This is a genomic window from Actinomycetota bacterium (assembly GCA_030776725.1).
GTDB lineage: Bacteria > Actinomycetota > Nitriliruptoria > Nitriliruptorales > JAHWKO01 > JAHWKW01.
Genome location: JALYHG010000151.1, coordinates 1 through 11,652, shown reverse-complemented (window position 1 = coordinate 11,652; position 11,652 = coordinate 1). Strand labels below are relative to the sequence as shown.

Annotated in this window: 12 protein-coding genes and 1 tRNA gene; 9 read left to right on the top strand and 4 right to left on the bottom strand. The window is 70.4% G+C overall.

The annotated features are described in order from the left end of the window. A partial coding sequence (locus tag M3N57_07165) for a wax ester/triacylglycerol synthase family O-acyltransferase (protein ID MDP9022462.1) occupies positions 1-1,259 on the top strand: 1,259 nt, incomplete at its 5' end. A gap of 68 nt (positions 1,260-1,327) precedes the next feature. Here the strand turns inward: M3N57_07165 and M3N57_07160 are convergent. After that, positions 1,328-2,224: a hypothetical protein gene (locus M3N57_07160; GenBank protein ID MDP9022461.1), complete on the bottom strand. Its 897-nt coding sequence runs from the start codon at positions 2,222-2,224 to the stop codon at positions 1,328-1,330. A 291-nt stretch (positions 2,225-2,515) separates the two neighbouring features. On the opposite strand from M3N57_07160, the gene dut reads away from it, so the two are divergent. Continuing rightward, the gene (gene dut / locus M3N57_07155) at positions 2,516-2,983 is read left to right on the top strand and encodes a dUTP diphosphatase (protein ID MDP9022460.1); all 468 of its coding nucleotides are present in this window, start codon (positions 2,516-2,518) and stop codon (positions 2,981-2,983) included. Here dut and M3N57_07150 read toward each other — a convergent pair. Beyond that, entirely contained in the window at positions 2,978-3,799 is an 822-nt protein-coding gene (locus M3N57_07150) for a DUF427 domain-containing protein (GenBank protein MDP9022459.1), read from the bottom strand. The two genes, dut and M3N57_07150, sit on opposite strands and share 6 nt — an antisense overlap. A gap of 240 nt (positions 3,800-4,039) precedes the next feature. Here M3N57_07150 and M3N57_07145 point away from each other — a divergent pair. After that, a tRNA-Gly gene (locus tag M3N57_07145) sits at positions 4,040-4,112 on the top strand. An 83-nt stretch (positions 4,113-4,195) separates the two neighbouring features. On the opposite strand, the gene M3N57_07140 is transcribed toward M3N57_07145, so the two are convergent. Next, positions 4,196-5,479, bottom strand: a complete 1,284-nt coding sequence (locus tag M3N57_07140) for an ABC transporter substrate-binding protein (protein ID MDP9022458.1) — start codon at positions 5,477-5,479, stop codon at positions 4,196-4,198. A gap of 234 nt (positions 5,480-5,713) precedes the next feature. Between M3N57_07140 and M3N57_07135 the strand changes: the two genes are divergently transcribed. From M3N57_07135 to M3N57_07110, 6 genes are all read left to right on the top strand, one after another. After that, complete coding sequence (locus tag M3N57_07135) at positions 5,714-6,148, top strand: Hsp20/alpha crystallin family protein (protein MDP9022457.1); 435 nt, start codon at positions 5,714-5,716, stop codon at positions 6,146-6,148. A 188-nt stretch (positions 6,149-6,336) separates the two neighbouring features. Further along, positions 6,337-6,963: a hypothetical protein gene (locus M3N57_07130; GenBank protein ID MDP9022456.1), complete on the top strand. Its 627-nt coding sequence runs from the start codon at positions 6,337-6,339 to the stop codon at positions 6,961-6,963. A 106-nt stretch (positions 6,964-7,069) separates the two neighbouring features. After that, the gene (locus tag M3N57_07125) at positions 7,070-7,867 is read left to right on the top strand and encodes a Ku protein (GenBank protein ID MDP9022455.1); all 798 of its coding nucleotides are present in this window, start codon (positions 7,070-7,072) and stop codon (positions 7,865-7,867) included. Further along, on the top strand, positions 7,867-8,808 hold the full coding sequence (ligD, locus tag M3N57_07120) for a non-homologous end-joining DNA ligase (protein ID MDP9022454.1): 942 nt from the start codon (positions 7,867-7,869) through the stop codon (positions 8,806-8,808). The genes M3N57_07125 and ligD overlap by 1 nt, the downstream gene beginning before the upstream one ends. 13 nt (positions 8,809-8,821) lie before the next feature. Then, complete coding sequence (locus M3N57_07115; GenBank protein MDP9022453.1) at positions 8,822-9,460, top strand: Rho termination factor N-terminal domain-containing protein; 639 nt, start codon at positions 8,822-8,824, stop codon at positions 9,458-9,460. Positions 9,461-9,598: 138 nt separating this feature from the next. Continuing rightward, positions 9,599-10,447 (top strand): sulfurtransferase, encoded by an 849-nt coding sequence (locus tag M3N57_07110; protein MDP9022452.1) that lies wholly within the window; start codon positions 9,599-9,601, stop codon positions 10,445-10,447. A 5-nt stretch (positions 10,448-10,452) separates the two neighbouring features. On the opposite strand, the gene M3N57_07105 is transcribed toward M3N57_07110, so the two are convergent. Continuing rightward, a complete protein-coding gene (locus M3N57_07105) occupies positions 10,453-10,839 on the bottom strand; it encodes a VOC family protein (GenBank protein MDP9022451.1) in 387 nt (128 codons plus the stop codon). Positions 10,840-11,652: the final 813 nt, after the last annotated feature.

Genomic DNA, 11,652 nt, shown 5'->3' with positions numbered 1-11,652 from the left:
GTCAGAAGGTCGTCGACCGTCCACTGCCGCTGACGTCGCCGATCTGGATCGACGATGAGCAGTTCGACCTGTCCTACCACGTCCGTCACGCGGCCCTGCCACGCCCGGGTCGTACGGACCAACTGATGGAGTACGTCGGGCGCCTGATCAGCCGTCCGCTGGACCGCAAGCGGCCGCTGTGGGAGCTGTACGTGATGGAGGGCCTCGAGGACGGCCGCGTCGCCTACCTCGGCAAGACCCACCATGCCATGGTCGATGGGGTGACGGGGATCGACATCGCCACGCTCCTCCTCGACTTCGACCACGACCCAGGCGACTTCGCCCAACCCCGGGTCTGGCATCCGGCGCCCCGCCCGAACACCGTGAGGTTGGCCGCCGGCGCCGTCCGCGACGTGGTCACCGGTCCGCGGTCGGTTGTGGCCGGGATGCAGCGGCTCGCCACGGCGCCGCAGGGTGCCATGGCCTCGACGGTGAGGATCGCGCAGGGCGTGGCATCCATGGCGCGGTCGGGGGTGCGGCCCGGCCCACCGAACCCGCTGAACCGACCCAACGGGATCTCACGTCGCTTCGCGATCCAGCGTGTGCCGTTCGACGACGTCCGGCGCGTGAAGAACACGTTCAACACCACGATCAACGATGTGGTCCTGGCCATGGTGGGCGACGCGGTTGGCCGCTTCCTGCGGGCCCGTGGCGAGGACACCAGGGGCCTGACGCTCAAGGTGATGGTCCCTGTGAGCGTCCGCGCTGACGACGACCGCCACCTGTTCGGCAACCGGGTCTCGTCGGTGTTCATCCGTCTGCCGGTGGACGAGATGGATCCCGTCGAACGGTTGCAGCACATCCACGAGGGGATGCGAGAGATCAAGGATCATCAACAGGTGGTCGGGGCTGACTTCCTGGTCGGCCTCACGGCCTACGCCCCGCCGACCCTCCACGCGCTAGCGGCGCGTCTGGCGGCACGCACCCGGATGTACAACTTCGTCGTGACGAACGTCCCGGGTCCGCAGGTCCCGATGTACTCGCTGGGCATGCGGCTCCTCGGCGCCTTCCCGGCGGTGCCACTCGCGCAGAACCACTCCTTCGCGGCCGGTGTGACGTCCCTCGACGGGTGGCTGAACTTCGGCTTCGTCGGGGACTGGGATGCGCTCCCTGACCTGGAGAACGTCACCGGGTGCCTGGTCGAGTCCCTGGGCGAGCTGATGGAACACGCCGAGGCGGCGGGAGCCCGCACCGAGCTGGCGCGCCGGAGTCGCCCGTAACGACGGTCAGGCTCGAACGAGCGCAGCCTCGAACGACCGCCAGCCAGCAACCACCGCCACGTGCGATCTCAGCCCGGCGACGCCGACGCGGACGCCACCTGCCTGGCCGCCCGCTGTAGCTCGCTGCGCAGGTCGTCAGCGTCGACGCTGAGGTCGCTGAGCTCGCCGATCACGCCAGCGTCGAGCGACTGCCCCAGCGCCGTCGCGACGGCGGCTTGGAAGCCGAAAGGATCCGCCCCGCCGAACACCTCGCGCACGCGGGTGTTGTACTCGTCGAGGTCTCCCAGGGTCAGCAGGGCGATGGCCTCCTCCGCGAACGCCATGTTGTGCTCGACGTAGGTGAGGTAGGCGTCGGCCACGGTCTCGAGACCAGCGACGTCGTTCGCGGCCTCGGCCGCGGCGCGGTAGTCGGCCAGGACCGCCCGTTCCGACTCCCACTGCTGGCGGAGCTCCGCCGGATCCTGCGTGTCGGGCTGGTCCTGCACGAAGGCGATGTAGCGATCACGCTCCGCGCGCAGGTGGAGGAGCGCCGCCGCCCACTGCTCGGCGCGGGCAGCCAGCGCCACCGCCCGCTCGCCGAGGTCGCCGGCGCTCGACCGGAAGGCCGCGAGCCGTTGCAGCTCGGCGGCCAGCGCCCGGCGCCGGGCGAAGTCGGGCAGGTCGGGCGGCGGGGCGTTGGCGCGCTCCTGCAGCCTGCGGCCCACGTCGTCCAGAGCGGCCTGCTGGTTGAGTCGGTCGGTGTTGAGCTCCTCGTCGCTGCGTGGCGATTCGATGAGGTACTGCTGCAGCGTCAGGCGCAGGTCGGCAGCGGTATCCGCGGTGGCCGCAACCGCTGTCGCGATCCCCTCGTAGCTGGCTACGACGTCCCTGCGTGCCTCAGCGGTCGCCGCGGCCACCTCGGCCCGGTGCTCCGCCGCAGGGCCGAACCACCACACCGAGAAGATCGCGGCGGCCAGCACGACCACGGCGGAGACCAGCGTGGCCGTGACACTCAGGGGTCTCGCGCTCGACGACGGTGGGCGCCTCGACGGCGCCTGCGGCGGGGCGCGTAGCACGGTGCCTCCCAGATCGCGACGCGACCGGCCCGGCGCGGTGTTCGACTCGGCGCTCAGCCTCGCTGACCAGCGAGCGGTCGCCGCCAGGATCGGGACCGCGGGCGGCGCCAGCCAGTGCGCGGGATGCTCCCACCCGGACCGGCCCGAGGCTACCGTCCTGCCGTGCGGCCGCCGGCACGAAAGGGAGGGCCCGTGGATCCGGTGGCCCGCCCCGAAGAGGTGACGCTACGCGTCGTCAGACTTCAGCCCGACGCCGTCCTTCCCTCCTACGCCCACCCGGACGACGCCGGCCTCGACCTCGCCGCCGCCACCGACGTGACGCTGCTCCCCGGTCAGCGCGTCGCCGTCCCCACCGGCTTGGCGCTGGGGATCCCCCGTGGGTGGGTCGGGCTCGTGCATCCACGCTCCGGCATGGCACTGCACCACGGGGTGACGGTCGTGAACGCGCCCGGCACGATCGACGCGGGTTACCGCGGCGAGGTGCAGATCCTGCTGGTCAACCTCGCCGACGCCCCGGTCGACATCACCCGCGGCGACCGCGTCGCGCAGCTGCTGCTGCAGCGCGTCGGCCGTGCGGTCATCGTCGAGAGCGACACCCTCGAGGCCACGCCCAGGGGGAGCAGAGGTTTCGGCTCGTCGGGGACCGGGCCGCCAGCGGACGGCTCATGACCAGCGGGTGCGGGGCCGCCCCTGGGGTTCGCCGTCGACCTCGAGATCGACCCGCTCGTTGAAGAAGGACAGGTGACCGGCCACCGGCGCGGCATCGTGCAGCGGGGCACGGTACGACCACACCACGTCCTCGTGCCGCTCGCCGCCGACGTCGACGTGGTGGTAGGTCGCCTCACCCTTGTAGGGGCAGTGGGTGACGGTGGCGCTGGGGACCAGCACGTCGCGGCGGACGTCTTCGGGTGGGAGGTAGTAGCGGATCGGCAGTCCCGTCTCGAACAGCAGCAGGGGGCGGCGCGACTCGGCGACGACCACGTCACCGACGCGCACCACGACCCGGCGGGAGCTGCGGCGCACGTCCACCCGGTGGTACGGGTCGATCGGGTGGACGTGGATGCGTTCGTCCTCGTGGTACCAGGCGTCCACGGCGTCCCAGACGAAGGCGAGGTGGCCAGCGAGCCCCGCGGCCGGATCGATCGGGTCGGGGTAGCTCCACACCGCGTCCTCAGCGACCCGATCACCCACGCTGATGTCCCAGTAGCGCGCGTCGCCCTTGGCTGGGCAGTGGGTCGTGCGGTCGCTGACAGCGAGAAGATCGGTACGGACGTCGGCTCGCGGGAAGTAGTAGACGGGCGTCAGGCCGGACTCGTGGAGCATCTTCGCGCGGATGGTGTCCACCACCGTCTCGCCCACGAACTCGACACGGATCCGCCCGGGACGATCTTCGAGGTACAGCACCCGTCGCGGAGCTCCTGGGTCGAAGTTGAACCTCCCCGCTGGCCGGTCGCCGAACGGGCCGGTCCCGATCGTGAGGGTCACGGTGTCTCCTGTCTCAGCGCAGACAGACAGGCTACGGCCAGCGCTTCGCCGGGAGGCAGCAGCGCCTTGCTGAGGATGCACGCCGGTGTTCCCCGACGGCCCACCGGTCGACTCGTCCCCGCACCAGGAGCGGACGGCCGATGGTTGTCCCCCCTTCGGGCCTCCGGTAGCCTCCTGGTTCGCGCGGACGCGGTGACGTCGGGACACATCACCTGGCGGGGATACCCGTCGGCGCCCCGTGCGGACGTAGCTCAGTTGGTAGAGCGTCGCGTTGCCAACGCGAAGGTCGCGGGTTCGAATCCCGTCGTCCGCTCTCGTCTCGCACCCCGACCACGATCATCCGCCGACACCGGTTCTCGATCGATAGCGTCGATCGTGGCGTCGGGGACCTGGCTGTCAACCGCCCCCGCGTTTCTCCCTGATCTCGGCCTCGGAGAGCCAGATGTCCTCGGCGGGGATCTCTGTGATGTTCGTGTGGACGTAGAAGCCGCGCTGCTCGTCGAGTTCGAGGTCGGCCGCGTACGACGGCACCGCAGCCTGGTGGTCGATCGCACGGACCTCGACCTGCCCCCTGAGGGACGCGAAGCTGAATCCCGCGACGGTCCGGGCGAACGCATCGGCGTTGAGGTCGCCGACCTCTTCCACGACGTCCGCCCACAGCGTGACGGCGTCGTAGGCGGTGCATGCCCAATCTGAGGGCACCTCCCCGTAGCGTTGCTCGAACGTCCTCACGAAGTCCTGCATCTGGGCGGTCTCGATCCTGAACGGGCAGCGCGAGTAGGCCCGGACCTGCGACAGGTCGTGGCGGTCGCCGAGTTCCCGCAGGACGCTGGTGTCGTACAGGGCGGTGACGAGCACCTCGTCGAACAGCCGCATGCTCGCCGCCTGACCGGAGAACGTCACCAGGTCGCTCCCGAACAGCGACGAGTACACCGCCTCGGGGTTGGCCGACAGCAACGCGGTGATGAACGGCTCGAACCGTGGCTCGTTCAGTGGCGGCCACTGCTGCGCGACGATCTCCACGTGCGGCGCTTCATCGCGGAGCGTCTCGACGAACGTGTCCGTCTGTCGTTGGCCGAACTCGTAGTTCGGGGCGATCGTCGCCCACCGGGTGATATCCCGCCCGGACAGGTCGATGGCCTGCGCGCGCGCCTCCATCCCGGTGCTGGGCGCCACCGACACGACGTACCTGTGGAACGCCTCGACCGTCAGCGCCTCGTTGTTGGAGGTGTGGAGGATGAGAGGCACCTGCTCGTCCTCGGCGACGTCCGTGACCGCCATGGCCACGGCCGACGAGACCGGCCCCAGCAGGGCACTGACCCCGTGCGAGTCGATCAGGTCGCGGGCGACGTCGGCGGCGACGTCCGGCTGACCCTCGTCGTCTTCGATGATCAGCTGAACCGGACGACCCAGGACGCCACCGGCGCGGTTGAGCTCGTCGACGGCGAGCTGGGCGCCCTTGCGGTTGGCGTCGCTGAACAGCGCCGTCGCGCCGGACAGGGTCGTGGCCATGCCGAGCTTGATCGGGTCGTGCTGCGGTCGATCGACCTCTGCCGTCAGGTCCGTGGCGGGCGATGGCCCGCCATCGACGCCACGCGGGCCACACGCCGCCGCCAGCATCGCCAGGGCCACCGCGAGGCACAACCACACCCGGCCTGGCGGGCTGTGTCGTGCTTCCACGGCGCCTCCTGTCGTCGTGTCGGCGACCGACGTTGTGACGGACGGTACGCGTCCACGTCGTGACGGCGCCGTCGCCACCGGGGACCACAAGTCCTTGCGCTCACCGACGACAGGAAGCCTTGCTTGCGGGAACAAGGAAGCTTCCAGATGCGTTCTTCCCAGCGGAGCAGACAGCTGGCTCCAGTCGAAGCTGACCAGCCCGGGATGCGGGCGTGAGAAGGGAGGTGTTGTCGGATGATGCTCCGGTGGGACCCGTGGCGCGAGATCGATCGACTGGCCTCTGCCGCGTTCGGCGACGTCCGTGGGCCTCGAACCATGCCGATCGACGCGTACCGGCACGGTGACGCGTTCCTGATCCACTACGACCTGCCCGGCGTCGACCCGGACTCGATCGAACTCACCGTCGAGTCCAACGTCTTGACCGTCACCGCCCAACGGAACTTCGACCGCACGGAATCCGACCAGCTGGTCGTCTCCGAGCGGCCACAGGGTGTGTTCGCACGGCAGGTGTTCCTCGGCGACGGCCTGGACGTCGACAAGCTCAACGCGACCTACGACAGTGGCGTGCTGACGGTCGAGGTTCCCGTGCTCGAATCCGCCAAGCCGCGTCGGATCCCGATCGCTGCCGGCGCGGACAGCCACAAGGAGATCGAGACGACCGCGACGTGATCTGTCCCGCGAGAGGCGCCCCCGGCGACGTCGCCGGGGGCGTGCACGTGGTGGCCCGTGGTGGGGGCCTCCGCCGCGCACCATCACGCTGCGTGTTGAGGGTCCGAACGGACGGTCGCGGAGGGTGAGCTGTTCTTACGCTGGTTCCGACGAGCGCGCTCGCCGCGCCACGCCCAGGAGGTCGTTCGATGGTCGACCAGCGGGACCGCCACGTGATCCACGTGACGCCGGAGATCTCCACGTGGACGCCGGCGCAGATCTTGGCGATCATCTTGGGGGTCACCTACCTCGTCCTCGGGGGAGTGGCGCTGCTGCGGACGGGGGCGGCCGAGAGCATCTTCGCGCCCCAGGCCCAGGTCGCCGGTCTCACCTACACCCCGCTGCTCGGGGTCATCGAGGTGATCTTCGGATTGCTGCTGCTCGGGACCGGGGCGTCTCCACGGTCGGTGCAGGGTGTGCTGTTCCTGGGCGTGGTCGCCATCGCGTTCGGCCTGCTGCTGGTGATCGAGCCGACCGCCTTCCAGGACTCGATCGCGGCGGGCCGGGCTCACGGCTGGTTCTACGTGGTCACCGGCGGGATCGCGGCGCTGGTGAGCCTGATCAGCCCGGCGGCGATGCGCCGGTCGATCACGTCGTTCGTCCGTGACTACGACGCGCGTGACCGCGACGCGGCCGGCGAACGTCGGGACCGCACGCACGCAGCGCACGACGCCGGCCGTGGTCGCCGCGGTGACGGCCGCAGCGGTGAGACGCGCCGCATCGACCTCGCCGATGACGACCAGGACCCGTCGCGCACGACCCGCATGCCACGCTGACGCTTCGACGGGCGTTGGGGTCGCCGGGTCGGATGTCGATGGTTGGCGGGCTCGCCGCGGAACCCGGCAGGCGCGAGACTTCCGACGGGTCGACAGGAGAGCCGCCATGGCTAGAGCCATCTGGAGCGGGTCGGTCAGCTTCGGGCTGGTCAACGTGCCCGTCAAGCTGTTCTCGGCGGTGTCGTCGAAGACGGTGAGCTTCCACCAGCTCAGCCGCCAGGACGGCGCCCGCATCCGCCAGAAGCGGGTGTCGAGCGTCACCGGGGACGAGGTTCCCTACGAGGACATCGTCAAGGGCTACGAGCTGGCACCCGGCCAGTACGTCTTGGTCACGCCCGAGGAGCTCGAGGCGCTCGACCCGGAGGCGAGCCGGACCATCGACATCGAGGACTTCGTCGATCTCGACCGCATCGACCCGATCTACTTCGACCGTCCCTACTACCTCGCCCCGTCGGGTCAGGGTGCGACCAAGCCGTACCGGCTCCTGGTCGAGGCGATGGGTGCGACCAACAAGGTCGCGATCGCGACGTTCGTCATGCGCACCAAGCAGTACCTGGCGGCGCTGCGGGCCAAGGACGGGGTACTGCTGCTGTCGACCATGCACTACGCCGACGAGATCGTGCCGGTCGACCAGATCGACGGCGTGCCGGTGACCGACGTCGAGGTCCGCGAACGTGAGCTGGCCATGGCCACGCAGCTGGTGGAGTCGCTGAGCACCGTCTTCGACCCGGACAAGTACCAGGACGAGTACCGCATGCGCGTGCTGGAGCTGATCGAGCGCAAGGCCGTCGGTGAGGACGTCGTCGTGCCGCCGGCCGTGCCGGAGCCGTCGCGCGTGGTCGATCTGATGTCCGCCCTGGAGGAGAGCCTGGAGGCCGCCAGGCAACGCCAGCAGGCTGGCTAGTGGCGCAGCGCACCATCGTCTCGGTCGGTGGCCGACAGCTGTCGCTATCGAACCTCGACAAGGTGCTGTACCCGTCGTCGGGGACGACCAAGGCCGCCGTGATCGACTACTACGTCCGCGTGGGGCCGGCGATGCTCCGCCACCTCGCGGGGCGGCCGATCACCCTGAAACGCTTCCCGGATGGGGTGGCCGGCGGCTTCTTCTACGAGAAGAACTGTCCGGAGCACCGGCCGCCATGGGTCCCCACGGTGACGGTCACCACCACCGGTTCGGGGCGCTGGGGCCGTTCGTCATCGGGGCCGACCACCATCGAGTTCTGCCTGATCCAGGACCTGCCCGCGCTGGTGTGGGTGGCCAACCTGGCCGCCTTGGAGCTGCACCCCTACCTGCACCGGGCCGACGCCGTCGACCGCCCCACCCTGGTGGTGTTCGATCTCGATCCGGGCGCTCCGGCCGGCATCATCGACTGCGGCCGGGTGGCGCTCCGCCTCCGCGGGCTGTTCGCCGGCCTTGGGTTGGACTGCGTGGTGAAGACCTCCGGCGGGAAGGGACTGCAGGTCTACCTCCCGCTGAACACCCCGGTGACCTACGACCAGACCACGCCGTTCGCGAAGGCGGTGGCGCAGCTGCTCGAGCGCCAGACCCCCGACCGGATCACCTCCAACATGAACAAGGCCGTGCGTGGCGGGAAGGTGTTCGTGGATTGGAGCCAGAACAGCACCCACAAGACCACGGTGGGGGCGTACTCGCTGCGCGCCCGGGAGCGTCCCACCGTGTCAACGCCGCTGCGCTGGGACGAGATCGAGGAGGCCGTCGACACTGACGAGCCCGATCGGCTGGTGTTCGAGCTCGGTGACGTGGTCGAGCGTGTCGAGCGCCACGGCGAGCTGTTCGGCGCAGCCGAGGAGCGACGCCAAGAACTCCCGGCGCTGGGCCCATGACGTCCGTTCGTTCGTGGCGAGTGCTCCCATCCTGACGTACGTGTGGAGTGAGGACCCTTACCCGTTAGCAACCGACAGGACCATCGTCATGGCCGGGAAGCCACAACAGACGATCGAACGACTCATCGACACGGCGGTCGGCACCGCCAGGCGTGTGGTGGATCTCGTCACTCCCGGCGAGGAGACCGTTGAGCGCGTCCGGAACAAGATCCCTGCCCCGGCCAGGTCGCCATCGCAAGCCGCGCGTGGTGCCCGCCAGGCCGCGACGCAGACGGCCGGCACCGCCCGGGACGCGGCCAGCCGGACAGCCGGCGCTGCCAAGGATGCGGCGGCACGCACCGCGGGGACCGTGCGCGACGGGGCCCAGCGCACCGTCGCGACCGCCCGTGATGCGACGCGACGGACGGCCACGACCGCACGGGGCGCAGCCCGCGAAGCCGCCGTCACGGCCCGCGACACCAGCCAGGAGACCGCCGAGACCGCGACGAGCGAGGCGCGGCGCACCGCAGAGGAAGCCAGCCGTGCGGTCGGACCCGACTACGAGGAGTGGACCAGGGCCGAGCTGTACGAGCGGGCCCAGGAGCTCGACATCGAGGGCCGCTCGCAGATGAACAAGGACGAGCTCGTCAAGGCGCTCTACGACGCCTCGTGAGATCGGTCGCGCGGGGCAGCGGCCGTGACCTTCTCGCTCCGCGCGTTCGCACCCTTTGCACCCCGTCGGGTTGGCGCTGACCCGGCACGTCGCCCACCCTTCGGTTCGAGACGACCGGACAGCGTCAAGGAGTCGCCCGTGCCAGCCAACCCCGATGCGCTCGTCACCACCGAGTGGGCCGCGGAGCATCTCGACGATGCGGGGGTGGTCTTCGCCGAAGTGGACGAGGACACGACCCTCTACGCCACCGGCCACATCCCCGGGGCGGTCGCCTTCCACTGGAAGGACGACTTCCAGCACCCGGTACGTCGCACGTTCCTGGACCGGGAGGGCTTCTCCAAGCTGCTGTCGGACAAGGGCATCGGCAACGACGACCACGTCGTGCTGTACGGCGGGAACAACAACTGGTTCGCGGCGTACGCCTACTGGTACTTCAAGCTCTACGGTCACGAGAAGCTGAGCCTGCTGGACGGCGGCCGCAAGAAGTGGGAGCAGGAGGATCGCCCCCTGACCCAAGATGACACCAGCCGCGAGACGACGCAGTACGAGGCCAAGGAGCCCGACCTGTCGATCCGGGCGTTGCGCGCCCAGGTCCTGGACGAGTTCGTCGGCGCCCCCGCCGGGAAGGGTCTGGTGGACGTTCGCTCGCCGGAGGAGTTCCGCGGGGAGAAGCTCGCGCCCGACAACCTCCCGCAGGAGTGGCCCCAGGTCGCCGGCCACATCCCCGGCGCCACGAACATCCCGTGGAGCAAGGCCGTCAACCAGGAGACCGGGGAGTTCCTAGGCGACGACCAGCTCCGGGAGCTGTACGAGGGCCAAGGCGTCAGCCCCGACAAGCAGATCGTGGCGTACTGCCGGATCGGTGAGCGGAGCGCTCACAGCTGGTTCGTCCTGCACGAACTGCTCGGGTACGACGACGTGCGCAACTACGACGGCTCGTGGACCGAGTACGGGTCCCTGGTGGACGTGCCGGTCGAGCGCGGCTAACCCCGTCACTGACGTCGCCGCAGTGGGTGGGTGACGGGAGTCTCGACCACCACGATCGGGAGCCCGTCGGGGTCGTGCACGAGGCTCTCGATCAGGCCCCACGGCTTGCGCTCGGGTTCGGCGTCGATCGTCACGCCACGGGCCGCCAGCTCGTCGCACGCCGACCGGGCGTCGGCGACCTGCAGCCACAACCGCACGCACGGCCCCGGCGGTGGACCGCCGCCTCCTTCGGTCAGCTCGAGGTAGCCACCGCCGAGGAAGTACACCACCCCGCGGTTGGGTGGCTGTCCCCAGTCGCGGTAACGCACCAGTCCGAGCTGGTGTTCGTAGAACTCGATCGAGCGGTCCAGATCGGACGGGCGCAACAACACCCGCGACTGCAGTACCTGCACGTGACCCACCCCCGACCGATCACCGCAAGCGTGCCTGCGCCGCGCTCAGCGCCGCAAACAGGCGGCCCAGACCGGACGGGCCTCGCTCGAAGCGACGGGTCGGCGTCGCTGGCTTCGCTCGTTGCGATCCGCGGGTCGTGTCAACTCTCAACCCGGCGAGGGTTACCGGGGCCACGCCGTCGCGAAGGTTGTCGCTAGTCGGTGCCAGGACCCTCCGGACGGGGCCCGCCGGGGACGGGGAGGCCCGACCGCGCGCCGTCACGGCCCGTCGGATGCGGCGCGCGGTCCTGGACACCGCCCGCTCCGGCCGGCGCCTGCGGCCGGTCGGACCAACCCTGGGCGGGCGTCTGGTCGGGTGGGACATCTCCGGGGGGGCCCGGGACGGACGTCGCGGCGGCTGTCGGGCCCGCCTGGGGTCGGCCAGATCGTTGGTCCGTCCCTCGGTCCACGGTTGGGCGGGCGGGATCGGTCGTACGGGGGGCCTCTGTGGCGGTCGAGGGTCGCTGCGTGACGGTCGAAGGTCGCTGCGGGTCCGATCGCGGGACCTCTCCACGCAGTCCCGGCGCCTGTGGCGCAGGCAACGATGGCGTCGCTGACGGCCCGCGGTCGGACGCGCCTGTGGGCTCATCCGTCGCGGTGGTCTGAGGTTCGCGATCGGCCGGCGGCTTGGGGACGGTGACGCCGACCTCGTCGAGGACCTCGGCCACCGCCCGCTGGGCGGGAGCGGGGAGGTTGCCGGTGGCGGCGAGCCCGCCGCCGGTGACGGCCAGGACCGCGGTGGCGCTGGCGGCCAGCTTGAGGCCCCCCGCTGCG